Raw genomic sequence first — 23,575 nt, forward strand, 5'->3', positions numbered from 1 at the left:
ACTCTGACCTTCTATGCTGAAAACCGATAAGATCGCCACAACCTGTCAGGAAAACTCACAGATACCATGAGCCACGACCTTCCCCCGCTCAACGCCTTGCGCGCCTTTGAGGCCACCGCCCGTCTGAACAGCGTCAGTCAGGCTGCCGAGCAGCTGCATGTCACCCATGGTGCGGTCAGCCGCCAGCTCAAAGTGCTGGAAGAACACCTTGGCGTAAGTCTGTTCAGCAAGGATGGACGCGGCTTGAAACTCACAGATGCCGGGGTGCGCCTGCGTGATGCCAGTGGCGAGGCATTCGATCGGTTGCGCACTGTCTGCGCGGAGCTTACGCAAAGCACGGCCGATGCACCGTTCGTGCTCGGTTGTTCGGGGAGCCTGCTGGCGCGCTGGTTTATTCCGCGCCTGGGACGGTTGAATGCCGATCTGCCGGGTTTGCGTCTGCACCTTTCCGCCGGCGAGGGCGATCTCGATCCCCGTCGTCCAGGTCTGGATGCGCTGCTGTTATTCGCCGAGCCACCATGGCCGGCCGATATGCAGGTCTACGAGCTGGCAGCTGAACGCATCGGTCCGGTGCTGAGCCCGTTGTTCAGCGGCTATCAACGCCTGAAAACCGCTGCGGCGGCGGGATTGCTGAACGAGCCGTTGCTGCATACCACCTCGCGCCCACAAGCCTGGCCGAGTTGGGCGCAGCAGAACGACCTCGACGCGAACGCAATGAAGCTCGGGCAGGGTTTCGAGCATTTGTATTATTTGCTGGAAGCAGCAGTGGCCGGTCTCGGCGTGGCGATCGCGCCGGAGCCGCTGGTGGCCGAAGATCTGAAGGCCGGTCGCCTGGTTGCGCCGTGGGGCTTCTGCGAAACCCCGGCGCAACTGGCGTTGTGGCTACCCAAGCGCGCCGCAGACGGGCGCGCTCGGCAACTGGCGCAGTGGCTCAAGAACGAGCTGCGCCAAGGCGATCACTCGCCGCGCTTGAACAAAAAGTAGGCCGCGAGCAGGCCGATTGCACCGACCGCAACGCCGGCGGTAGTCCAGGGGTGTTCCTGCGCATAATCGCGGGTGGCGATGCCGGTTTCGCGGGTTTTCACTTTGACTTCTTCATACGCGTCGCTGAGCAGGTGACGCGAATGCTTCAGTGCACTTTCAGCATTGCTTTTCAGCGCCTTGAGGGTCTTGCGCGACTCGTCCGAAGCATCGCCTTTGAGGCTTTCCAACGATTTGAGCAGACTCTCGATCTCGGCTTCCATGCTTTGCAACGAGGCTTTACGTAAAGAGGTGTTGGCCATGGTGGCTCTCCTGCATTGGTGATGAGTGGCGTGTGTTGGTTGGGACTTCGGCACTTCGAGAAAGTGCAGAAATTCTGAACTTCGCCCGCGCGGCGGCGCCGAAATCAACAGTGCAATTGCCTGCCAGGTCAATTTCACATGCCATTCCAACCCAAGGAGTTCGCCATGAGTGACCATCACACGTACAAAAAAGTCGAACTGGTCGGTTCGTCCACCACGAGTATCGAAGACGCCATCAATAACGCGCTGGCCGAAGCCAACAAGACCCTGCGCAATCTGGAATGGTTCGAAGTGACGGAAACCCGTGGGCACATCGAAAACGGCCAGGTGGCGCACTTTCAAGTCACGTTGAAAGTCGGCTTCAAGATTGTCTCCAGCTGAGTCTGGTCCAGTCTTCTGAACTTGCGCGCTGGCCGAGTGCCATAGAATGGCAAAGCGCTACAAGGTGAGCGCATCGGGTGGATGACCCGGTGCGCGCCTCTATCAATCCGACCAGGGAGTGCGACCGATGAAGAAGTTCATGTTGGCAGTAGGTTTGTTGAGCCTTGCGGGTGGTGCGTTTGCAGCCGGCAAGCCATGTGAAGAGCTGAAAAGCGAAATCGCGGCGAAAATCGACGCCAAGGGCGTTTCCGGTTATTCGCTGGAAATTGTCGACAAGGGTGCGGCGGCTGATGGTGAAGTCGTCGGCACCTGTGAAGGCGGCAGCAAGGAGATCGTCTACAAGCGTGGGTGATTGCGCCTGAAATACAAAGCCGACGTGGATGCGTCGGCTTTTTTTGTGGGCGATGATTTTCCGCGCAGGAGCTGCGGCACGCTGCGATCTTCTGATCTGGATTTCAGATCACGATCAAAAGATCGCAGCCTCGTTTCACTCGACAGCTCCTCCAAGGGTTCGCGTTACCCCTTCATTACTTGGGCCAGCAATTCGTAGGAATGGATGCGATCAGCGTGCTCATACAAATCGCTGGTGAAAATCAGCTCATCCGCCTGAGTCTGCTCGATCAGCACCTCAAGCTTGGCGCGGATCTTCTGCGGGCCGCCGACCATCGCCAGCCCGAGGAAATCACCCACCGCTTCGCGCTCATGGGGCAGCCACAGGCCGTCCATGGTTTTTACCGGCGGACGCTGCACCAGGCTTTGCCCACGCATCAGCGCGAGGATGCGCTGGTACACCGATGTCGCCAGATAATCGGCCTGCTCATCGGTATCCGCCGCCACCAATGGCACACCAAGCATCACGTACGGCTTGTCGAGCACCGCCGATGGCTTGAAGTGATTGCGATAGACGCGGATCGCCTCGTGCATGAAGCGCGGGGCGAAGTGCGAGGCGAAGGCGTAAGGCAGACCGCGTTCACCGGCCAGTTGCGCACTGAACAGGCTCGAGCCGAGCAGCCAGATCGGCACGTTGGTGCCGGTGCCGGGCATGGCGATGACGCGTTGTTCCGGCGTGCGCGGGCCGAGGTAGCGCATCAGTTCGGCGACGTCTTCCGGGAAGTCGTCGGCGCTGCCGGAGCGTTCGCGGCGCAGGGCGCGGGCAGTCATCTGGTCGGAGCCGGGCGCTCGGCCCAGCCCCAGATCGATACGTCCCGGATACAGGCTTTCAAGGGTGCCGAACTGTTCGGCAATCACCAACGGCGCATGGTTGGGCAGCATCACCCCGCCGGAACCGACACGAATCGTCGAAGTGCCGCCCGCCAGATAACCGAGCAAGACAGATGTGGCCGAACTGGCGATGCCATCCATGTTGTGGTGTTCGGCGACCCAGAACCGCGTGTAGCCAAATTTCTCGGCATGCTGCGCCAGATCCAGCGAGTTGCGCAGTGACTGTGCCGGGCTGCCGTTCTCGCGGACCGGCACCAGGTCGAGGGTGGAAAATTTTACGTCGGACAGTTGTTTCATGAACCTGCATCTCCGGGTGGGGAGGCAGGTTTTTCTTGCGAACGAAAACCTGCCAAATCCATAAGCGTGTTGTATGGAATGAGGGCATATACCCGAGATTCAATAGCAGCGCCGAAATTTCCTACTAAAAAAGTCAACGATTCAGCCAGGCTGAACTTTGTTCCGGCGTCTATCCTCAGAAGCCTTGCAAGCAAAAACCACGACGGCGCGGTGTTCCGCGCCATTTTGAGGAGGCAGACATGGCTATCGTGAAAAAGGCATCGGCACATTGGAAAGGCGATCTGAAATCCGGTATCGGCTCGATCTCCACCGAAACCGGCGTGCTCCGGGAAGCGCCGTACGGTTTCAAGGCGCGCTTTGAAGGCGGCAAGGGCACCAACCCGGAAGAACTGATCGGCGCGGCCCACGCCGGCTGCTTCTCCATGGCGTTTTCGATGATTCTCGGCGATGCCGGCCTGAAGGCCGACAGCATCGACACCAACGCTGAAGTCACCCTCGATCAGGTTGACGGTGGTTTCGCCATCACTGCGGTGAAGCTGATTCTCAAGGCGAAGATCCCGGGCGCCACTCAGCAGCAGTTTGAGGAATTGAGCAACAAGGCCAAGGAAGGTTGCCCGGTCTCCAAGGTACTGAATGCGAAGATCACCCTTGAGGCTTCGCTGGTCAGCTGATTCGGCGTTTGTTGAACTGACGCTTTCGCGAGCAGGCTCGCTCCCACGGGGGATTTGTGCACGACGCAGATCCAGTGTGGGAGCGAGCCTGCTCGCGAAGGCAGTCCCGAAACCCACTCGGCAGCTGGCGATTAATACAAGGTGTGAGCAAAGTCAGAACCCGCTCCGCAGAAATGTGGTCGAATGATCGACAGCAGCTTCAGCGCACACCCGTGCGCGCTGCCCCAAGGAGCTTCATCGATGAAACGTATTGGCTTGGCGATCCTTTGCAGTGCACTGGCCACCTCCGCTATCGCAACCCCAAAGAACTGCGAAAAGCTCAAAAAGGAAATCGAGATCAAGATTCAGGCGAAGGCCATCCCTTCGTACACCCTGGAAATCATCACGGCGGAAGAGGCGAAGCAGCACGACTCAGCCATGATCGTCGGTTCTTGCGAGAACGGCACCAAGCGGATCATCTACCAGAAAAACGACAGCTGAACCGCTAGATGATGCAGTTGAACTCGCGGTCTTCAGCAACAATTTCGCGCTTGGCATTGTACAAACGCGCGCTCGGCGTGAATGCCAACGAGCGCCCTTCCAGCAGATAACGCTGGCCGGCCTCGAAGTGGTCATAGTGGATTGTCAGATAACACAAGCGCTCCACGGGCCCCGTCAGCAGACTGCCGCCGCCGCCAAACACTTCGAAGTCGAAACGTACCCGCAGCTCATGGCTGCCGGGGGTCACCTGGAAGAATCGCCCGTCGTTCAAGCGCTGGTTGTCGAGACGTTCCGCCATCAGCAGCTTGCCACCGGGGCTTGGTGTCGAAAAATCGACCCAGGCCATGTGCGGATCGACCGGGGGTAACGGCGTCTGGCAACCGGCGACAAGACTGGCAACGAATAACAGCAGCAACGTACGCATGAGGGATATCCACAGATCCGAACTGGCAGCATAGCGCCGATCAGGTGCTCTGACAGCCCGCCGGCGTGCCTTGGCCGACGACCTTGCGCTGCTCATCGTAGAGCTTGGCCCAAGGGCGGAAACCAATGCTGCCAGCCTGCAGCTGATAGCGCTGGCCGGCGTTGAAGTCCTTGAATTTCACGCTCAACTGGCAATCGCGCCACAGTGGCTCGGCATTCGGGCCGATGTTGGTGGCCTCGACCGGAAACTGATAGCGCACCTTCAGCTCATGGCTGCCGGGTTGCACTTCAAAGTAGCGTTTGTCGACAGCCTGTGTGGCATCGACTTGCACGGCTTGCAGCGCCGTGTCGTGTTGGCGGACGTCGAGATCGATCCAGGCTTGCGAGGGGTCAGGATCGGGCAGTGCGAATCCGGCACATCCGGCCAGCGTCAGCAGGCCTCCTGTCAGCATCAACATGCGCATAGCGGTGCTCCTTAAGGCGGGATAGTCTTGCGGCAGACTCTCCGGGGGAATTTCTTATTTCGATCAGGCCGTTTTCAAGCCTTGGGTTACTTGATCGCGTTTTTCGGATTTTGTTTCCGGGTGTGCTGTTTTTGTTGCTCAACGGTTGCGCCAGCGTCAGCTATTACAGCCAGCTGGCCAGCGGACAATGGCAATTGCTGCGGGCTCGGGAGCCGGTAGAGAAAGTCATTGCCGACCCGAGCCGCGACGCGAAATTGCGTACGCACCTGGCTCAGTCGCAACAGGCCCGCACTTTCGCCAGCGAGCATCTGCACCTGCCGGACAACCAGAGCTATCGCCTGTATGCCGATATCGGTCGACCGTTTGTAGTGTGGAATGTGTTCGCCACCGCAGAGTTTTCCCTGACCCCGCAAAACCATTGCTTCCCGATTGCTGGCTGTGTGGCCTATCGCGGTTACTACAGCCAAAGCGCTGCCCGCGGCGAAGCAGCGGTCCAGCGCCTGCAGGGTATGGATGTATCGATCGGTGGTGTCGAAGCGTACTCGACGCTTGGCTGGTTCAATGACCCGATCCTCAATTCGATGATGGGCTGGGGCGATGAACGCTTGGCCACGCTGATCTTTCATGAACTGACGCATCAGCGTTTTTATGTGAAGGACGACACCGAGTTCAACGAGTCATTTGCCACTTTCGTTGAGCAGGAAGGGACGCGGCAATGGCGAGCGTTTCGCGGTTTGCCGGCGGAGTCGGATGCGAAGCTTAAACAACGCGATCAGTTCATCGGCCTGGTGCTCGACACTCGTTCACGGCTGGAGCAGCTGTATGCGCAGCCGTTGGCGGCTGAGCAGATGCGTGAACGCAAAGCGGCGGAATTCGAGCGCTTGCGCAGGGACTATCGGGTAATGCGCGACAGTCAGTGGGCCGGCGACAAGCGTTATGACAATTGGGTCAACGCGCCGCTGAACAATGCACGGTTGCTGCCGTTCGGGTTGTATGACCAGTGGGTGCCGGCGTTCGCGGCGTTGTTCCGGCAGGTTGGTGGGGATTGGCTGAGGTTTTATTCCGAGGTTGAGCGGTTGGGGAAGCTGCCGGTTGATGAGCGCAAGGCGGCTTTGAAAGGATTGGCAGAATCCTGACTTCGCATTGGCTGATCTGGCCCCTTCGCGAGCAGGCTCGCTCCCACATTGGATAGCGAGGCCCCTGTGGGAGCGAGCCTGCTCGCGAAGGCTATTTCATCAGCGCTGCAAAAACGCCTGATGCAGCGCATCCAGAGTTTCAAAGTGATAAGCCGGCGCCTCGGCATTCAGCTCCTCGAAACTGCCAAACCCATACCCCACCGCCGCTGCATCCAGGCCATTGCTGCGCGCGCCGATCAGGTCGTGTTTGCGATCACCGATCATCAGGGTCTGCGCCGGGTCCAGGCCTTCTTCGGCGAGCAGATGCGCGATCAGCTCAACCTTGTTGGTCCGCGTGCCGTCCAGTTCGCTGCCGTAGATCACTTTGAAATGCCGGGCAAAGTCGAAATGCCGGGCGATCTCGCGGGCAAACACCCACGGTTTGGACGTTGCGATGTACAACTGCCGGCCCTGCCCGCTCAAGGTTTCCAGCAGCGGCGTCACCCCGTCGAACACGCGGTTCTCGTAGAGGCCAGTGACCTTGAAGCGCTCGCGATAGAAATTCACCGCTTCCCAGGCCTTGGCCTCGTCGAAATCGTAGAACTGCATGAACGCTTGCAGCAGCGGCGGGCCGATGAAGTGTTCCAGTTTGCTCAGATCCGGTTCGTCAATGCCGAGCCTGGCCAACGCAAATTGAATTGAGCGAGTAATGCCCTCGCGCGGATCGGTCAGGGTGCCATCGAGGTCGAACAGTACGGTCTGGTAATGCATGGAAATTCCTGGGCAGGTATAAGGCGATTCACAGCTGGTCGTAGCCTTCGGCCAGATGCAGGTCCTTGAGCTTGACGTAATTCGCCGCGCTGTAAGTGAAGAACGCGTTTTCCTTCTCGGTCAGCGGGCGCACTTGCTTGACCGGGCTGCCGACATACAGAAAGCCGCTTTGCAAGCGCTTGCCCGGCGGCACCAGACTGCCGGCGCCGATGATCACATCGTCTTCGACGACGGCGCCGTCCATGACGATGCTGCCCATGCCGATCAGCACGCGGCTGCCGACGGTGCAGCCATGCAGCATGACCTTGTGGGCGATGGTCACGTCATCGCCGATCAGCAACGGGAAACCGTCCGGGTTGAACGGGCCGGCGTGGGTGATGTGCAGCACGCAGCCGTCCTGCACGCTGGTGCGCGCACCGATGCGGATGCGGTGCATGTCGCCACGGATTACTGTCAGCGGCCAGACCGAGCTGTCTTCGCCGATTTCGACGTCGCCGATCACCACTGCCGAACCGTCGACGAATGCGCCTTTGCTCAGCTGCGGGGTGTGATTCTGGTAGGTGCGAAGGGACACGATTAGTTCTCTCTCTGTCGCCGATAGCTGCGGTGAGTGGCGATTGTAATTAAGATGGGCGCATGTTTCTTCCAGCCAAGGTGCCAACCGTGAGCGTGAACAACCCTCTTTTGCAGTCCTACGACCTGCCACCGTTCTCCACGATCCGTGCCGAACACGTCCTGCCCGCCATCGAAACCATCCTCGCGGACAACCGCGCCGCCATCGCCGAAATCCTCAAGACCCAGGGCAAAAATCCTACCTGGGCCGGCCTGGTGTTGGCGATGGACGAACTCAACGACCGTCTCGGCGCAGCGTGGAGCCCGGTCAGCCATCTTAACGCTGTGTGCAACAGTGCAGAATTGCGTGAAGCCTATGAGTCGTGCCTGCCGGCCCTGAGCGCCTACTCCACCGAGATGGGTCAGAACCGCGAACTGTTCCAGGCGTACGAAGCGCTGGCCAACAGCCCGGAGGCTGCCGGTTTCGATGTCGCGCAAAAAACCATTCTGGAACACGCCCTGCGCGATTTCCGCCTGTCGGGTATTGATCTGCCGCAAGCGCAACAGAAGCGCTACGCCGAAGTGCAGAGCAAACTGTCCGAACTGGGCAGCCGTTTCTCCAACCAATTGCTCGATGCCACCCAGGCGTGGACCAAACACATCACCGACGAAGCCGCCCTCGCCGGCCTGACCGATTCGGCCAAGGCGCAAATGGCTGCTGCGGCCCAGGCCAAAGGCCTGGATGGCTGGCTGATCACTCTGGAATTCCCCAGCTATTACGCGGTGATGACCTACGCGCAGGATCGCGCACTGCGTGAGGAAGTCTACGCCGCCTACTGCACACGTGCCTCGGATCAAGGCCCGAATGCCGGGCAGAACGACAACGGCCCGGTGATGGAAGAGATCCTCGACCTGCGCCAGGAACTCGCCCGACTGCTGGGCTTCGCCAGTTTCGCCGAACTGAGCCTGGCGACGAAAATGGCCGAATCCAGCGATCAGGTACTGAGTTTCCTGCGTGATCTGGCCCAGCGCAGCAAGCCGTTCGCCGCGCAGGATCTGCAACAGCTGCGCGAGTACGCCGCCGAGCAGGGCTGCGCCGATCTGCAAAGCTGGGACAGCGGTTTCTACGGCGAAAAGCTGCGCGAACAGCGCTACAGCGTCGCTCAGGAAGCTCTGCGCGCTTATTTTCCGATCGATAAAGTGCTGAGCGGTCTGTTTGCCATCGTCCAGCGTCTGTACGGCATCGAGATCGCCGAGCAGAAAGGCTTCGACACCTGGCACCCGGACGTACGCCTGTTCGAGATCAAGGAAAATGGCCAGCACGTCGGCCGTTTCTTCTTCGACCTGTATGCGCGCGCCAACAAGCGCGGCGGTGCGTGGATGGACGGCGCGCGCGACCGGCGTCGCACCGTCGACGGCGTGCTGCAAAGCCCGGTGGCCAATCTGGTGTGCAACTTCACTCCCGCCGACAGCGGCAAACCGGCGTTGCTGACCCACGATGAAGTGACCACGCTGTTCCACGAATTCGGTCATGGCCTGCATCACCTGCTGACCCGCGTCGAACACGCCGGTGTTTCCGGCATCAACGGCGTGGCCTGGGATGCGGTCGAGCTGCCAAGCCAGTTCATGGAAAACTGGTGCTGGGAACCCGAAGGCCTCGCGTTGATTTCTGGCCACTACGAAACCGGCGAGCCACTGCCGCAGGATCTGCTGGAAAAAATGCTCGCGGCGAAGAATTTCCAGTCCGGCCTGATGATGGTGCGACAGCTGGAATTCTCGCTGTTCGACTTCGAACTGCACGCCACCCACGGCGACGGTCGCAGTGTGTTGCAACTGCTTGAAGGCGTGCGAGATGAAGTCTCGGTGATGCGTCCGCCGGCCTATAACCGCTTCCCCAACAGCTTTGCGCATATCTTCGCCGGTGGCTACGCGGCGGGGTATTACAGTTACAAGTGGGCTGAAGTGCTGTCGGCGGATGCTTTCTCGAAATTCGAAGAAGACGGCGTGCTCAACGCTGAAACCGGTCGCGCATTCCGCGAAGCAATTCTGGCGCGCGGCGGTTCGCAAGCACCGATGGTGCTTTTCGTCGACTTCCGTGGTCGCGAGCCGTCGATCGATGCGCTGCTGCGCCACAGTGGCCTGAGTGAGGATGCGGCAGCATGACTGACGGCCCCGTGATCACCAAAAAACGCTTTATCGCCGGGGCGGTCTGCCCGGCGTGCAGCGAGCCGGACAAGTTGATGATGTGGAATGAGGACGGCGTGCCGCACCGCGAATGCGTCGCTTGCGGTTATTCCGACACACTCAATGAACAAGGCCTGTCGGTGCCTAAAGAGCTGGGCACGCGGGTCAACACCAGCGCGCTCAAGCCTGCGCCTGACAAAAAGGTTCAGGCCGTGCAGTTCTTCCCCAACCCGAAGCTGAAGAAAAAGCCCGACGAGCAACACTGAGTCTGTCCCACCTTCCGCCGGTTTGCGGTGGAAGGTGGTAACCATCTACCGCTCCTCCCCTGCGCTTCCGGTTCAGGCTGGCACTTTCAGCCACGCCTAAAGGAAGACACCATGCCTGACACCAATCCGCTGTTACAAAACTGGTCACTGCCCCCGTGGTCGGCGATACGCGCCGAGCATTTGGTGCCGGCGATCGACAGGATCGTTGCCGACAATCGCCAGGTCATTGCTCATGTGGTTGCCACTCAGACCGAACATCCCGGCTGGGACGATGTGGTGGTGGCCATTGCTGCCGCCGATGCGCGCCTGGCTGAAGCCATGGCCGTGATCGAAACCCTCTCGACAGTGAGATCCGGCGATAGCGACTGGCTCAGGGAGCGCGCTCTGTGCAGGCTCACCGCCGCACGGCATAGCGCAGACCAGGCTGCCAATCTGCCGCTGTACCGCACTTTTCAAAAACTCGAACAAAGCCCCATCGCCGCGAATTTCGATGATCCGCGCAAAGCCTCGCTGGCGAAAATCCTGCGCACATTTCGCCAGTCCGGAATCGAACTGCAGCCAGATCAACAGCGCAAGCTTGCCCGCCTGAATCACGATATCCAATGCATGGAAGAGCTGTTCCAGAGCAATCTGGAGCTGGCCAATGCCGCGTGGAGCAAACGTATCGATGACATCACGCAGCTGGAAGGGCTGTCTGCTCAAGTGCAGGCGCGTCTGGCCCTGAACGCTCGACAGGCAGGGCACGGCGGGTGGCTGCTCAAACTGGATCAAGACACTCACCGGCAAATATTGACGTATGCGCAAAACCGCGCGCTGCGTGAGGAGTACTTCACTGCCTGGATGAGCCGGGCGTCCGATCAAGGCCCGCAGGCGGATAAACTCGATAACGAGCCGGTCCTGACAGTGCTGATCGCTTTGCGCCACGAGAAAGCCGATCTGTTGGGCTTCGAGAACTACGCCCGGTTACGCCTGGAAAACCGGATGGCCACCTCTGCTGCGCAGGTCGACGGTTTTTTGCGCCAGCAATTGGCATTGAATGCGCCCGCCCTGGCGCGTGACGAGCAAGAGCTGAAAGCATTCGCACTCTCACAGGGGATCGCGTCGGTTCAGCCATGGGATGAGGATTTCCTCGCCGAGCAGTTACGCCTTCAGCAACTCAATGGCGCACTCAAGGGGCTGCGTGAGTACTTCCCGTTCGAAGGCACTTTGCACCGGCTCTGTCGGTTCTGCGAGTACATGTTCGGGATCGACATCATTGAGCTATCGGAGGTCGCCCACTGGCATGAACACGTTCGGCTACTGCAAGTCAGCGAACACGGGCAAGTGATCGGGCATATCTACATCGACCCTTATCACCGCGAAGACGACGTCGACTATCCGTTCACCTCGGTTCTGCGAATCCGTCATATCAATGCCGAAGGACGGCCGTCACTGCCGATCGTTCGCTTGTACGGCAACTTGCGGCCTGCCACTGAAAAGCAACCCTGCCTGCTCTCTCACGAGGATCTGCGGATGCTCTTTCACGAATTCGGCCACTGTCTGCATCATGTTCTGACACGCTCGCCCCATCGTAATATCGCGGGCATTTCCCAATTGACCCGCGATACCGCTGAGTTCGCCGGACAACTGTTCGAACACTGGTGCCTGGCGCCTGAATTTCTGCGGTGGCTGGGCGCCCATTACCAGAGCGGCGAGCGCTTGACGCCAGCGCGCATCGACACCGCGCTGGCGGCGCTGAAGGCCCATACCAGTCGAGCCACCGCTCTGTTGCTGATGTGGGCAATGTTTGATCTGCAATTGCACGGCAATCAGGTTAAAAGTGAAGGTGAAGGCCGCAGCATCGAGCAGGTCTTCGAGGATGTGCAACGTGATGTCGCGCACCTGCGGCTGTCCGGTTATCACCGTTTCGCCTGCAGTTTTGACTATCTGGTGACCGGTTACGACGCATCGGTCTATGCCTACAAATGGTCGGGTGTGCTGGCGACCCGGGTGTTCCGGCGATTCCAGCGCGATGGCGTGTTCAACCCGCAGGCAGGACGTGATTTTCGCGAGGCATTCTTCGCTCCCGGCGATAGTCGTTCATTGCTGCGCGCCGCACAGGCGTTTCTCGGCGAGCCGTTCAATCCACAGCTTTTTGCAGCCGAGCCGACGTTGCTCACTTGAGGTTGACCGTCTGCAGCCAGCTCTTCATCGAGCAGGTGGCGAACGCGCTGGTGCTGCAATCGCCGTTGGCCAGCGCGGCCCGAAGCCTGTCGACATCGGCCTGCATGACATAACGCACGCTGTCGCGAAAGTGCCCGCTTTCACCAAAACCGCCCTGGGTCATCTCGTTCAGGGCGTCCTCTTTGCTCCAGCCCTGCACCACCAGGCGGTACATCGCCGCCATCAGCCCGGTACGGTCAGAACCGTGTTTGCAATGCATGAGCACCGGGCCATTGGCCTCGGCGGCCTGAATGGCGCGCAAGCTTTTGAGCACATCGGCGTCGTCAACGTGATTGGTGCGGTAAGGCAGTTGTACCTGACGGATGCCGGGATCGGACAGCCAATCACTGTCGGCTTCGGGCAGAAAGTTGATCACCGTTACGATGTGCAGATCGTTCAGCGTCGGCACCGCGCCACCAATCGGCAAGGCACTGCGATACAGGGTCGGCGACATCCGGAACAGATTGAATTTCGCCTCGACCGGTTGCGCCCACTCGGCCGGGCGGGGCTGCGCCGCGTCGGCTGCCTGCGCAGCAATGCCATGCAACTGCGCTACAAGCGATAAACACAAAGCAGGGAAAAAGCGCACTCGATGCATGCTGGGCTGACCGTGTCGGCAATCTCGTTGAAGGAATCGCAGCTTCGTCGTTCACCGGTCAAGGCGTCGTGAGCCGGCCGTCAAAGAATCGTGAATCGATGTCCTGCAGGGCTTTTTTCCGCTCAAGCGGTTTTTCTTGATGCTTAGCCTGCTACCATTTGTCACATGATGTTGCAGACGTGGCACCCTTGACCGGGTCAGACCTCGTCACCGCGACGCCAAATTCCTCGAGCTGCTCGCAGAAGCGGCTGACTTTTATGCCTGATGAGGTGCCCCCATGTCCGAGCAAGATCGAGACAATCCGCGGCGTGAGTTCTTGCGCAAATCCCTGACCCTGATTCCGGTAGTCACCCTAGCCGGCACCGGCCTGGGCAGCAGCGTGTTGCAAGCGGCCCCCGAAACCGCGCCTGCTGCACCTTCCGCACAGCCTGTGCGCACTGATGCGAGCGTTTACCAGCCGAGCTACTTCACGGCTGAAGAATGGGCGTTCATCAACGCCGCCGTCGCGCAGTTGATCCCCAACGATGCACAAGGCCCGGGTGCCGTCGAAGCAGGCGTGCCGGAATACATCGACCGGCAAATGAACACGCCCTACGCCGCGGGTGCGCTTTGGTACATGCAAGGCCCGTTCGACGCCGACGCCGCACCGGAGATGGGCTGGCAGAGCAGGCTCGTACCCAAAGAGATCTATCGCCTGGGCATCGCCGCCACGGATCAGTGGGCAAAATCGCTCAACGGTAGAACTTTTGCCGAGCAAGACAGCGCTACCCGAGACGATTTGCTTAAGCAACTCGAAGCCGGCAAACCACAGTTTGATGCCGTACCGGCGAAGATTTTCTTCAACCTGCTGCTGCAAAACACCAAGGAAGGTTTCTTCTGCGACCCGATCCACGGTGGCAATAAAGGCATGGTCGGCTGGACCATGATCGGTTTCCCCGGCGCCCGCGCCGATTTCATGGATTGGGTGGAACGCAACGAACAGTACCCCTTCCCGGCAGTGTCGATTCGCGGCGAGAGGGCGTAAGCATGGCAACGTTAATGAAGAAGGTTGATGCAGTCATCGTCGGCTTCGGCTGGACCGGCGCGATCATGGCCAAGGAACTCACCGAGGCCGGCCTCAACGTGCTGGCGCTGGAGCGCGGCCCGATGCAGGACACCTACCCGGACGGCAATTATCCGCAGGTGATCGACGAACTCACCTACAGCGTGCGCAAAAAACTCTTTCAGGACATCTCCAAAGAGACGGTGACCATTCGCCACAGCGTCAACGATATCGCCCTGCCGAACCGCCAGTTGGGCGCGTTCCTGCCGGGCAATGGCGTCGGCGGCGCGGGTCTGCACTGGTCGGGCGTGCACTTTCGCGTCGATCCGATCGAGCTGCGCATGCGCAGCCATTACGAAGAGCGCTACGGCAAAAGCTTCATTCCCAAGGACATGACCATCCAGGACTTCGGCGTCAGCTATGAAGAACTGGAGCCGTTTTTCGACTTCGCGGAAAAAGTCTTCGGCACCTCCGGCCAGGCGTGGACGGTGAAGGGGCAATTGGTCGGTCAGGGCAAGGGCGGTAACCCCTATGCGGCGGATCGCTCGAATCCGTTCCCGCTGCAGGCGCAGAAAAATACCGTGTCCGCACAGTTGTTCGGCAAAGCGGCTACAGAGGTCGGTTACAAACCCTACAACCTGCCTTCGGCCAATACCTCGGGGCCATACACCAATCCCTACGGCGCACAAATGGGCCCGTGCAACTTTTGCGGTTTCTGCAGCGGCTACGTCTGCTACATGTATTCTAAGGCGTCGCCGAACGTGAACATTCTGCCGGCCCTCAAGCCGCTGCCGAACTTCGAACTGCGACCCAATTCCCATGTGCTGCGGATCAACCTCGACAGCAGCAAGACCAAAGCCACCGGCGTGACCTATATCGACGGCCAGGGCCGCGAGATCGAGCAGCCGGCAGATCTGGTGATTCTCGGCGCGTTCCAGTTGCACAACGTGCGTCTGATGCTGCTGTCCGGCATCGGCAAACCCTACGACCCGATCAGTGGTGAAGGCGTGGTCGGGCGTAACTTCGCCTATCAGAACATGGCGACCATCAAGGCGTTCTTCGACAAGGACACCCACACCAACAACTTCATCGGCGCCGGCGGCAACGGCGTAGCAGTGGACGATTTCAACGCCGACAATTTCGACCACGGCCCGCACGGCTTCGTCGGCGGCTCGCCGATGTGGGTCAACCAGGCCGGCAGCCGGCCGATTGCCGGCACCTCGAACCCACCGGGTACCCCGGCCTGGGGCAGCGCCTGGAAACGCGCGACCGCCGATTACTACACCCATCAGGTGTCGATGGACGCCCACGGCGCGCATCAGTCCTACAGGGGCAACTACCTCGATCTCGATCCGGTGTACCGCGATGCCTACGGCCTGCCCCTGCTGCGGATGACTTTCGATTGGCAGGAAAACGACATCAGGATGAACCGCTTCATGGTCGAGAAAATGGGCAAGATCGCCCAAGCCATGGGTCCGAAAGCCATCGCGGTGATCGGCAAGCAGGTTGGCGACCACTTCAACACCGCCTCGTACCAGACCACCCACCTCAACGGTGGCGCGATCATGGGCACTGATCCGAAGACCAGCGCGCTGAACCGCTATTTGCAGAGCTGGGACGTGCACAACGTGTTCGTGCCGGGTGCTTCGGCGTTCCCGCAGGGCCTGGGCTACAACCCGACCGGCCTGGTCGCGGCACTGACCTACTGGTCGGCGAAAGCGATCCGCGAGCAATACCTGAAAAACCCCGGCCCGCTGGTTCAGGCTTAAGGAGCGATGACCATGAAGACTCTCGTTATCGCCACCCTGGCCCTGCTCGGCAGCGCCTCCGTTTACGCAGACGAAATTGATCAGCATCTGATCAAGCAGGGTGAATACCTGGCCCGTGCCGGCGACTGCGTGGCCTGCCACACCGCCAAGGACGGCAAGCCGTTCGCCGGCGGCCTGCCGATGGAAACGCCGATCGGTACGATCTACTCGACCAACATCACCCCGGACAAGACCGGTCTCGGCGAATACAGCTTCGAGGACTTCGATCAGGCCGTGCGTCATGGTGTCGCCAAAAACGGCAGCACGCTGTACCCGGCGATGCCCTATCCGTCCTACGCCAGGATCACGCAAAACGACATGAAAGCGCTGTACGCGTACTTCATGCACGGTGTCGAACCGGTAGCGCAGGAAAACCAGGCCAGCGACATTCCGTGGCCGTTGAGCATGCGCTGGCCGCTGATGGGCTGGCGCTGGCTGTTCGCGCCGAAGGTCGAGGATTACAAGACCACGTCGGCCGATCCGGTGATTGATCGCGGGGCATATCTGGTCGAAGGCCTCGGCCATTGCGGCGCCTGCCACACGCCGCGCGCGCTGACCATGCAGGAAAAAGCCCTGAGCGCGGCGGACGGCAGCGAGTTCCTTGCCGGCAGTGCGCCGCTCGAAGGCTGGATCGCCAAGAGCCTGCGCGGCGATCACAAGGATGGCCTGGGCAGCTGGAGCGAAGAGCAACTGGTGCAGTTCCTCAAGACCGGGCGCAGTGATCGCAGTGCGGTGTTCGGCGGCATGAGCGATGTGGTTACTCACAGCATGCAGTACATGAGCGACGCCGACCTCACCGCGATTGCCCGCTATCTCAAATCACTGCCGGCGACTGACCCCGCGGATCAGCCGCACCAGTACGAAGAAAAAGTAGCGAAAGCCTTGTGGAACGGCGATGACAGCCAACGTGGCGCGTCGGTGTACATCGACAATTGCGCGGCCTGCCATCGTACCGACGGCCATGGCTACACCCGGGTGTTCCCGGCGCTGGCGGGCAATCCGGTGTTGCAGACGGACGATCCGACTTCGCTGATCCACATCGTGCTCAAAGGCGGGACCTTGCCTGCGACGCACGCCGCCCCTTCAACCTTCACCATGCCCGGTTTTGCCTGGCGTTTGTCGGATCAGAAAGTAGCGGATGTGGTGAGCTTCATTCGTGGTAGCTGGGGTAACAAGGGCGCGCCGGTCAGCGCCAAGGACGTTGCGCATCTGCGCAGCGAAGATATGCAAAATACCTCCGGTGATGATCTCGGCCAGGTCACCCAACATAACTAAAAACAAACCCCCTGCATGATGTACTCACACAGGGGGTTTTATTTGATTTGTGACGATAACTTCAGCTCACGGATTAATGATGGCCACATAAGCTTTGGCCAGGGCGATCAACTTTGCCTTGTCATCGCTATCAATATCGCCATCCCCGTCGACATCTTTCTTATCGGTGCGAATGGTGAAAGTTTTGCCTTTGTCGGCCGATACCGCCACAACGTAAATCGAATCGACCAGCGCTTCGGTCGATAGCTGTTGCTCTGCGTCCCAGCCCAGTTCCTTGCGCGCCAGTTGCAGCGAAACAATAGTGTTGGAGTCAGTGATATTCGGCTGCATCATTTGCAAGAAAACACCACGTTGATTCAAATAAGACATTCAATCAAATCCTTTTAATTAGTTGGCCGGAGTCTGTTGCCGGTAGTTCCAGATCCTATATAGCGAACCTCAGTTCAGCAATTAGGCACCTGTATCCTGAATTGTCCCGCCCTGATAAAAACTGATTAGTGAGATTCCGTGCGGATCAATAATGCGCAAGCATCGCCGAACGGTACTGGATCAGCACGCGCTCGCTCGGATACTGTATGCATATACAGAAGCGAGGCTCGTTCGATGATCACCCCAGTTCCGCCCCGCGGTCGCGGCACCGCTACCAACCCGCACAACCGCTTTGCCCCCAGTCGCTCGGTGGCCGAGGACGACGGCTGGTATCAGGAAGTGCCGGAGACACAGAACACCGAAGTGATTTTCGAAAAAGCCAAATCGATCATCAGCCGCAATACCTCGCCGGACCTGCCCTTCGACCGTTCGATCAATCCCTATCGCGGCTGCGAACACGGCTGCATCTACTGCTACGCGCGTCCCAGCCATGCGTACTGGGACATGTCACCGGGGCTGGATTTCGAAACCAGGCTGATCGCCAAGACCAACGCCGCCCAGGTCCTCGAAGAACAGCTGAGCAAACCTGGTTATCAATGCGCGCCGATCAATCTGGGCTCCAACACCGATCCGTATCAGCCGATCGAGCGCGAGCACAAAATCACCCGCCAGACGCTGCAAGTGCTGCTGCGTTACCGACACCCGGTGACCATCGTCACCAAAGGTTCGCTGATTTTGCGTGATCTCGATCTGCTGACCGAACTGGCGCAGCAACGGTTGGTGTCGGTGATGATCAGCCTGACCACGCTGGACGATGAACTCAAACGCATCCTCGAACCGCGCGCCGCTGCGCCCAAGGCACGCCTGCGCGCGATCCGGGTGATGCGCGACGCCGGCATCCCGGTCGGCGTGCTGTGTTCGCCGATGATTCCGATGATCAACGACAGCGAGATCGAAAGCCTGCTCACCGAGGCCCACGCGGCGGGCGCGCAAAGCGCCGCCTACATGATGTTGCGCCTGCCACTGGAAGTCGCGCCGCTGTTCGAGGAGTGGTTGCAGGCACACTATCCGCAGCGTGCCGCGCATGTGCTGAGCCTGATCCGCCAGAGTCGTGGCGGCGAGCTCTACGACAGCCGCTTCGGTGTGCGGATGCGCGGTGAGGGACCGTTTGCCGACCTGCTCGCGCAGCGTTTCGCCAAGGCCATCAGGAAGGTCGGGCTGAATAAACGTGAGGGCTACAATCTCGATTGCAGTGCCTTCTGTCCGCCGGGTCGCCAGATGTCGTTGATTTAGCGACAATTGGCTTTGGGTTGACGGGTTGGAATCCTTCCGCCGAAACAGCCGGTCATGTTTTTTGTGATCTGGAACACACGGTCTAGAGCGTTTGATTCAGTTTCAGTTAAGTTTCGGCGGCTACCTTGTTCATCGAGTGACTGACGGGTCGGGATGACCCGGATGGTTCAAACAGCCACTGGCTTCATACCGGAATACCGGGGAAGACTCCCTGAATCCGCCCAAGAGGATGAATCATGAGTGACAAGGATAAACAGTCGTTGGCTGCCTCGGCGCAAAGCCCTGAAGCGGAATCCGCCGATGCAGCACTGCGACAGATCGTTGATGGCTTTTTACGCTTTCATCATGAGGTTTTTCCGCAGCAGGAAGAACTGTTCAAGAAACTTGCCACCGCCCAGGCGCCCAAGGCGATGTTCATCACCTGCGCCGACTCGCGCATCGTTCCCGAGCTGATCACCCAGAGCTCGCCGGGCGATCTGTTCGTCACTCGTAACGTCGGCAACGTGGTGCCGCCCTACGGTCAGATGAACGGCGGCGTCTCTACCGCCATCGAGTACGCGGTGCTGGCGCTGGGCGTACAGCACATCATCATTTGCGGCCACTCCGATTGCGGCGCCATGCGTGCGGTACTCAACCCGGACAGCCTGGAAAAAATGCCCACGGTCAAAGCCTGGCTGCGCCACGCCGAAGTCGCCAAGACCATGGTGCACGACAACTGCAACTGCACCGACGAAAAAGAAAGCATGCCGATCCTCACCGAGGAAAACGTCATTGCTCAATTGCAGCACTTGCGTACCCATCCTTCGGTAGCCTCGCGCATGGCGAACGGTCATCTGTTCATCCATGGCTGGGTCTACAACATCGAAACCAGCGAAATCAAAGCTTACGACGCGGATCAGGGTCGTTTCCTGCCACTCGACGGCAGTCATCCGATTCCCGTGGCGACGCCCAAAGCGCGCTTCTAAATCTTCCCAACAATCTGTGTGGCATGACGCCGGCCGCTGATTCAGCGGCCCGGCCTCGCCACGCCTGAAGAAAACTTCGGGAGAATCGCCATGCGTGCGGCTCAATTGAAAGCTGTGTTGCCACGGGAGCTGCTCGCTTCCGTGGTTGTGTTTCTGGTTGCCCTGCCGCTGTGCATGGGCATCGCGATTGCCTCAGGGCTGCCGCCGGCCAAGGGCCTGATCACCGGCATCATCGGCGGTCTGGTGGTCGGCTGGCTGGCGGGTTCGCCATTGCAGGTCAGCGGCCCGGCGGCGGGGCTGGCGGTGCTGGTGTTCGAACTGGTGCGCCAGCACGGCATCGAGATGCTCGGACCGATCCTGCTGCTCGCCGGCTTTCTGCAACTGGTTGCCGGGCGCCTGAAGCTCGGTTGCTGGTTCCGCGTCACCGCGCCAGCGGTGGTCTACGGCATGCTGGCGGGGATCGGCGTGTTGATCGTGCTCTCGCAAATTCATGTGATGCTCGACGCTTCGCCCAAGCCTTCCGGGCTGGATAACCTGACGGCCTTCCCAAGCGCGGTGGCGCAAGCCTTGCCGTCGCTCGGCTGGCAGGCCGGTCTGCTCGGGCTGTCGACGATTGCGGTGATGTGGTTGTGGGAAAAATTCCGTCCGCATTCGCTGCGCTTCATTCCTGGCGCATTGCTGGGTGTGGGGCTGGCGACAGTGGCGAGTCTGATGCTGGCATTGCAGGTCAAACGCGTTGAAGTGCCGGCGAATCTCGCCGAAGCGATCGACTGGCTGAAACCGGCGGATTTGCTCAGCCTCGCTGATCCCACGTTGCTGATCGCAGCGTTTGCCGTGGCGTTCATCGCCAGCGCCGAAACCCTGTTGTCCGCTGCGGCGGTGGATCGCATGCACAGCGGAGTGCGTTCGGATTTCGACCGTGAACTGTCGGCGCAAGGTGTCGGTAATATGCTTTGTGGTCTGGTCGGCGCGCTGCCGATGACCGGGGTGATCGTGCGCAGTTCGGCCAACGTTCAGGCCGGTGCAACCACACGGTATTCGACGATCTTCCATGGCCTGTGGCTGCTGGCGTTCGTGCTGTTGCTGTCGAGCGTGCTGCAAAGCATACCGGTGGCGAGCCTGGCGGGTGTGCTGGTGTATACCGGGTTCAAACTGGTCAATCTGAAAGCCTTCCGTGGTCTGGGTCGCTACGGGCGGATGCCGATGTTCACCTACGCAGCCACGGCGCTGGCGATCATCTTCACTGACTTGCTGACAGGCGTGCTGGTCGGCTTCGGCCTGACCTTGTTGAAACTGGCGTTCAAGGCCTCGCGCCTGAAAATCAGCCTGATCGACCTGCCGCAGGACGGCGAAATGGAATTGCGCCTGGTCGGTGCCGCGACATTCCTGAAAGTGCCGGCGCTGACGCAAGTGCTGAACACCATCCCTCACGGAACGACGGTGCATGTGCCACTCAATAATCTGAGCTACATCGACCATTCGTGTCTGGAGTTGCTGGAAGAATGGGGCCGGGCGAATGCGGCCAAGGGTTCCAGGCTGTTGATCGAGTCGCGCGGGTTGAAGCGCAGGCTGGAAGGCAGAGTGCGGACCAATACCGGGATTGGTGCGGCGGGTTAGATAGTCGCCCGAAAACACAAACCCTGTGGGAGCGAGCCTGCTCGCGAAAGCGATACATCAGCCAACAGACAGGTTGAATGATCGACCGCATTCGCGAGCAGGCTCGTTCCCACAGTGAATTTATGACACATGAAAATTACGCAGCAGGCTGATCCAGCTCAAGCTCCACACCCAAGCGGCGGCTCATGCACGGCCAGCGTTTCCACGCGGCGCCGGTGTCCGGGCTGCTGAGCTTTTCGCGGTAGGCTTCTACCGATTCAAGAGCAAAACTCTCGTCATTGAGCATCTCGTCGATCGCGTGATGCACCGCTTCGTCCAGTTGATTGGCAAATCCCTCACCGATCAATTGGTGAGCAATCAGGTTGGCGACTGTCATGTCCAGAGGGATCAGTGGCTGGCCGAAATGCTTGATGTACAGGTCGTTGACCTCTTCGACAAAACGGTGTGCCAGATAGGCTTCGTCGAGCAGACCGTCCAGGCCAATGTGCCCGGCCATGATCGCCGGCGGCTGGAGGAAATACTGCTCGGCGATTTTCAGCACCGGTTTGATCTGTGATTCGATGCCGGCTTCCCTGGCAACTTCATTGGCTGCATCCAGCAGGTCGGGTACTTCTTCGATATAGGCGGCGACAAAACGCGCCAGCACGCCCTGGGCGTCGGCTTCCGGCAACTGGATCGCCGGGTGCAGGTGAGGCAGCTTGCTTTCCAGCTGACGGGTCAGCAGGCCAGTGTCTTTTTCGTGTTGTTGGGCTTTTTGGATCTGCTCGCGCAATGCGGCGGTGTTCATGAAAACTCCAGGAAACAAGGCAATGAAATAGGGAAGACATAACTTAGCTGGCTTACGAAAAACGCTAAGACGCATTTGTCATAATTATTTCATCCTTGATGCAGCTGCGTTATATCCATTCGCCACCACTCGTCTGCATCCTTCTCCAATCGGGCCCTTGAACGCAAGCCTTGGCTGTTTCAGCTGATTTACGAGCGCGGGTTGCAATTTCCAGCCGCTGTCTATACTCGCCAATGAATGGAGTTAGCTGATGACGCCCGACTGCACCCGCAGCAAGGCCCGGCGATTCAAGTTCGTAGTCTGATAGAGCCGCTCCCTTGCCGCAGGCGAAAGCCTGGGGGATAACAAGAACGATAAGGGGAACCCGCAATGATGCGACATCCACACGTCTGGATGGGCCTCCTGTTGTGGTCGATTTTCAGTCAGGCCAACGCGGCCTGGACTGTGAATATGGCGCCTGGAGCGACTGAAATCAGTCACGCAGTATTCGACCTGCACATGACCATTTTCTGGATCTGTGTGGTCATCGGGGTCATCGTCTTCGGCGCCATGTTCTGGTCGATGATGGTGCACCGCCGTTCCACCGGGCAGGTCGCGGCAAAATTCCACGAAAGCACCACCGTCGAGATCATGTGGACCATCGTGCCGCTGCTGATTCTGGTGGCCATGGCCGTCCCCGCCACCGCAACGCTGATCAAGATGTACGACACCACCGAGCCGGACATCGATATCCAGATCACCGGTTATCAGTGGAAGTGGCACTACAAATACCTGGGCCAGGACGTCGAGTTCTTCAGCAACCTGGCCACTCCCGCCGAGCAGATTCACAACAAGGAAGCCAAGGGCGAGCATTACCTGCTCGAAGTCGACAAGCCACTGGTGCTGCCGACCGGCGCCAAGGTGCGCTTTCTGGTGACCTCGGCCGACGTCATCCACTCCTGGTGGGTGCCAGCCTTTGCAGTCAAGCGCGACGCGATTCCCGGGTTCGTCAACGAAGCCTGGACGCGCATCGACAAGCCCGGCCTCTACCGGGGCCAGTGCGCCGAATTATGCGGCAAGGACCACGGCTTCATGCCGATCGTGGTCGAGGTCAAGGAGAAGGCCGAGTACGAAACCTGGCTCGCCGAGCGCAAGGCCGAAGCGGCGCAGCTCAAAGAGCTGACCAGCAAGGAATGGACCCTCGACGAACTCAAGGAGCGCGGCGACAAGGTCTATCACACCACCTGCGTGGCCTGTCACCAGGCCGAGGGTCAAGGCCTGCCACCGATGTTCCCGGCCCTCAAGGGCTCGAAAATCGCCACCGGGCCGATCAAGGATCACCTGAGCATTGTCTTCCACGGCAAGCCCGGCACCGCCATGGCGGCGTTCGGCAAGCAGCTGTCGGAAGTCGATATCGCCGCAGTCGTGACCTACGAGCGGAACGCCTGGGGCAACAACAAGGGCGACATGGTCACGCCAAAAGAAGTGCTGGAGCTGAAACAGGCGGAAAGCAAATGAGCCGGTCAATTGCG

General features: G+C 59.7%; 25 protein-coding genes. 16 read left to right on the plus strand and 9 right to left on the minus strand.

The window, feature by feature from the left end; translation table 11 throughout:
* Positions 1-66 precede the first annotated feature (66 nt).
* Positions 67-984 carry a LysR family transcriptional regulator gene (locus VNV36_RS18580; protein ID WP_325719247.1) on the plus strand — a complete coding sequence of 306 codons (918 nt, stop codon included), beginning with the start codon at positions 67-69 and terminating at the stop codon, positions 982-984.
* On the opposite strand, the gene VNV36_RS18585 is transcribed toward VNV36_RS18580, so the two are convergent.
* Entirely contained in the window at positions 957-1,283 is a 327-nt protein-coding gene (locus tag VNV36_RS18585; protein ID WP_325719249.1) for an ElaB/YgaM/YqjD family protein, read from the minus strand. The genes VNV36_RS18580 and VNV36_RS18585 overlap by 28 nt on opposite strands.
* 165 nt (positions 1,284-1,448) lie before the next feature.
* Here VNV36_RS18585 and VNV36_RS18590 point away from each other — a divergent pair, with 165 nt between their 5' ends.
* On the plus strand, positions 1,449-1,664 hold the full coding sequence (locus VNV36_RS18590) for a dodecin (protein ID WP_325719251.1): 216 nt from the start codon (positions 1,449-1,451) through the stop codon (positions 1,662-1,664).
* Positions 1,665-1,791: 127 nt separating this feature from the next.
* Complete coding sequence (locus VNV36_RS18595) at positions 1,792-2,016, plus strand: DUF1161 domain-containing protein (protein ID WP_325719253.1); 225 nt, start codon at positions 1,792-1,794, stop codon at positions 2,014-2,016.
* A 164-nt stretch (positions 2,017-2,180) separates the two neighbouring features.
* On the opposite strand, the gene VNV36_RS18600 is transcribed toward VNV36_RS18595, so the two are convergent.
* Positions 2,181-3,182: an LLM class flavin-dependent oxidoreductase gene (locus VNV36_RS18600; RefSeq protein WP_325719255.1), complete on the minus strand. Its 1,002-nt coding sequence runs from the start codon at positions 3,180-3,182 to the stop codon at positions 2,181-2,183.
* Between the two features lie 239 nt (positions 3,183-3,421).
* Here VNV36_RS18600 and VNV36_RS18605 point away from each other — a divergent pair, with 239 nt between their 5' ends.
* Both VNV36_RS18605 and VNV36_RS18610 read left to right on the plus strand, forming a co-directional pair.
* Positions 3,422-3,853, plus strand: a complete 432-nt coding sequence (locus VNV36_RS18605; protein WP_325719257.1) for an OsmC family protein — start codon at positions 3,422-3,424, stop codon at positions 3,851-3,853.
* Between the two features lie 240 nt (positions 3,854-4,093).
* Complete coding sequence (locus VNV36_RS18610; protein WP_325719259.1) at positions 4,094-4,333, plus strand: DUF1161 domain-containing protein; 240 nt, start codon at positions 4,094-4,096, stop codon at positions 4,331-4,333.
* Between the two features lie 4 nt (positions 4,334-4,337).
* On the opposite strand, the gene VNV36_RS18615 is transcribed toward VNV36_RS18610, so the two are convergent.
* Entirely contained in the window at positions 4,338-4,757 is a 420-nt protein-coding gene (locus tag VNV36_RS18615) for a PA0061/PA0062 family lipoprotein (protein WP_325719261.1), read from the minus strand.
* A 40-nt stretch (positions 4,758-4,797) separates the two neighbouring features.
* Positions 4,798-5,220 carry a PA0061/PA0062 family lipoprotein gene (locus VNV36_RS18620; RefSeq protein WP_325719263.1) on the minus strand — a complete coding sequence of 141 codons (423 nt, stop codon included), beginning with the start codon at positions 5,218-5,220 and terminating at the stop codon, positions 4,798-4,800.
* A 122-nt stretch (positions 5,221-5,342) separates the two neighbouring features.
* Here VNV36_RS18620 and VNV36_RS18625 point away from each other — a divergent pair, with 122 nt between their 5' ends.
* Positions 5,343-6,356 (plus strand): aminopeptidase, encoded by a 1,014-nt coding sequence (locus VNV36_RS18625; RefSeq protein WP_325719265.1) that lies wholly within the window; start codon positions 5,343-5,345, stop codon positions 6,354-6,356.
* A 99-nt stretch (positions 6,357-6,455) separates the two neighbouring features.
* Here the strand turns inward: VNV36_RS18625 and VNV36_RS18630 are convergent, their stop codons facing one another.
* The gene (locus VNV36_RS18630) at positions 6,456-7,106 is read right to left on the minus strand and encodes an HAD family hydrolase (RefSeq protein WP_325719267.1); all 651 of its coding nucleotides are present in this window, start codon (positions 7,104-7,106) and stop codon (positions 6,456-6,458) included.
* Between the two features lie 28 nt (positions 7,107-7,134).
* On the minus strand, positions 7,135-7,680 hold the full coding sequence (locus VNV36_RS18635; RefSeq protein WP_325719269.1) for a gamma carbonic anhydrase family protein: 546 nt from the start codon (positions 7,678-7,680) through the stop codon (positions 7,135-7,137).
* A 62-nt stretch (positions 7,681-7,742) separates the two neighbouring features.
* Here VNV36_RS18635 and prlC point away from each other — a divergent pair, with 62 nt between their 5' ends.
* The 3 genes from prlC to VNV36_RS18650 all read left to right on the plus strand — a co-directional run bounded on the left by prlC (position 7,743) and on the right by VNV36_RS18650 (position 12,271).
* Positions 7,743-9,821 (plus strand): oligopeptidase A, encoded by a 2,079-nt coding sequence (prlC, locus tag VNV36_RS18640; protein WP_325719271.1) that lies wholly within the window; start codon positions 7,743-7,745, stop codon positions 9,819-9,821.
* Positions 9,818-10,108, plus strand: a complete 291-nt coding sequence (locus VNV36_RS18645) for a YheV family putative zinc ribbon protein (RefSeq protein ID WP_325719274.1) — start codon at positions 9,818-9,820, stop codon at positions 10,106-10,108. Before prlC ends, VNV36_RS18645 begins: the two co-directional genes overlap by 4 nt.
* 111 nt (positions 10,109-10,219) lie before the next feature.
* Positions 10,220-12,271: a M3 family metallopeptidase gene (locus VNV36_RS18650; RefSeq protein ID WP_325719276.1), complete on the plus strand. Its 2,052-nt coding sequence runs from the start codon at positions 10,220-10,222 to the stop codon at positions 12,269-12,271.
* Here VNV36_RS18650 and VNV36_RS18655 read toward each other — a convergent pair.
* Complete coding sequence (locus tag VNV36_RS18655; RefSeq protein ID WP_325719278.1) at positions 12,264-12,908, minus strand: phosphatase domain-containing protein; 645 nt, start codon at positions 12,906-12,908, stop codon at positions 12,264-12,266. The two genes, VNV36_RS18650 and VNV36_RS18655, sit on opposite strands and share 8 nt — an antisense overlap.
* Before the next feature lie 277 nt (positions 12,909-13,185).
* Here VNV36_RS18655 and VNV36_RS18660 point away from each other — a divergent pair, with 277 nt between their 5' ends.
* Genes VNV36_RS18660 through VNV36_RS18670 form a run of 3 tightly spaced genes read left to right on the plus strand, consistent with a single transcriptional unit; the run spans position 13,186 to position 17,033 of the window.
* Positions 13,186-13,932 (plus strand): gluconate 2-dehydrogenase subunit 3 family protein, encoded by a 747-nt coding sequence (locus tag VNV36_RS18660; protein ID WP_325719280.1) that lies wholly within the window; start codon positions 13,186-13,188, stop codon positions 13,930-13,932.
* A 2-nt stretch (positions 13,933-13,934) separates the two neighbouring features.
* Positions 13,935-15,719 carry a GMC family oxidoreductase gene (locus tag VNV36_RS18665; RefSeq protein WP_325719282.1) on the plus strand — a complete coding sequence of 595 codons (1,785 nt, stop codon included), beginning with the start codon at positions 13,935-13,937 and terminating at the stop codon, positions 15,717-15,719.
* Positions 15,720-15,731: 12 nt separating this feature from the next.
* A complete protein-coding gene (locus tag VNV36_RS18670) occupies positions 15,732-17,033 on the plus strand; it encodes a c-type cytochrome (protein WP_325719284.1) in 1,302 nt (433 codons plus the stop codon).
* Between the two features lie 66 nt (positions 17,034-17,099).
* On the opposite strand, the gene VNV36_RS18675 is transcribed toward VNV36_RS18670, so the two are convergent.
* A complete protein-coding gene (locus VNV36_RS18675) occupies positions 17,100-17,402 on the minus strand; it encodes a hypothetical protein (RefSeq protein ID WP_227973394.1) in 303 nt (100 codons plus the stop codon).
* Between the two features lie 234 nt (positions 17,403-17,636).
* Between VNV36_RS18675 and VNV36_RS18680 the strand changes: the two genes are divergently transcribed.
* From VNV36_RS18680 to VNV36_RS18690, 3 genes are all read left to right on the plus strand, one after another.
* Positions 17,637-18,695 (plus strand): PA0069 family radical SAM protein, encoded by a 1,059-nt coding sequence (locus VNV36_RS18680; RefSeq protein WP_325719288.1) that lies wholly within the window; start codon positions 17,637-17,639, stop codon positions 18,693-18,695.
* 236 nt (positions 18,696-18,931) lie between these two features.
* Positions 18,932-19,660 carry a carbonic anhydrase gene (locus VNV36_RS18685; RefSeq protein ID WP_258451014.1) on the plus strand — a complete coding sequence of 243 codons (729 nt, stop codon included), beginning with the start codon at positions 18,932-18,934 and terminating at the stop codon, positions 19,658-19,660.
* A 90-nt stretch (positions 19,661-19,750) separates the two neighbouring features.
* Positions 19,751-21,277, plus strand: a complete 1,527-nt coding sequence (locus VNV36_RS18690) for a SulP family inorganic anion transporter (RefSeq protein WP_325719292.1) — start codon at positions 19,751-19,753, stop codon at positions 21,275-21,277.
* Positions 21,278-21,413: 136 nt separating this feature from the next.
* Here VNV36_RS18690 and VNV36_RS18695 read toward each other — a convergent pair whose 3' ends face one another.
* Complete coding sequence (locus tag VNV36_RS18695) at positions 21,414-22,064, minus strand: hypothetical protein (protein ID WP_325719294.1); 651 nt, start codon at positions 22,062-22,064, stop codon at positions 21,414-21,416.
* Between the two features lie 369 nt (positions 22,065-22,433).
* On the opposite strand from VNV36_RS18695, the gene coxB reads away from it, so the two are divergent.
* A complete protein-coding gene (gene coxB / locus VNV36_RS18700) occupies positions 22,434-23,561 on the plus strand; it encodes a cytochrome c oxidase subunit II (RefSeq protein ID WP_325719296.1) in 1,128 nt (375 codons plus the stop codon).
* The last annotated feature ends 14 nt before the right edge of the window (positions 23,562-23,575 follow it).

This window comes from Pseudomonas sp., from assembly GCF_035554175.1.
Taxonomy (GTDB): domain Bacteria; phylum Pseudomonadota; class Gammaproteobacteria; order Pseudomonadales; family Pseudomonadaceae; genus Aquipseudomonas.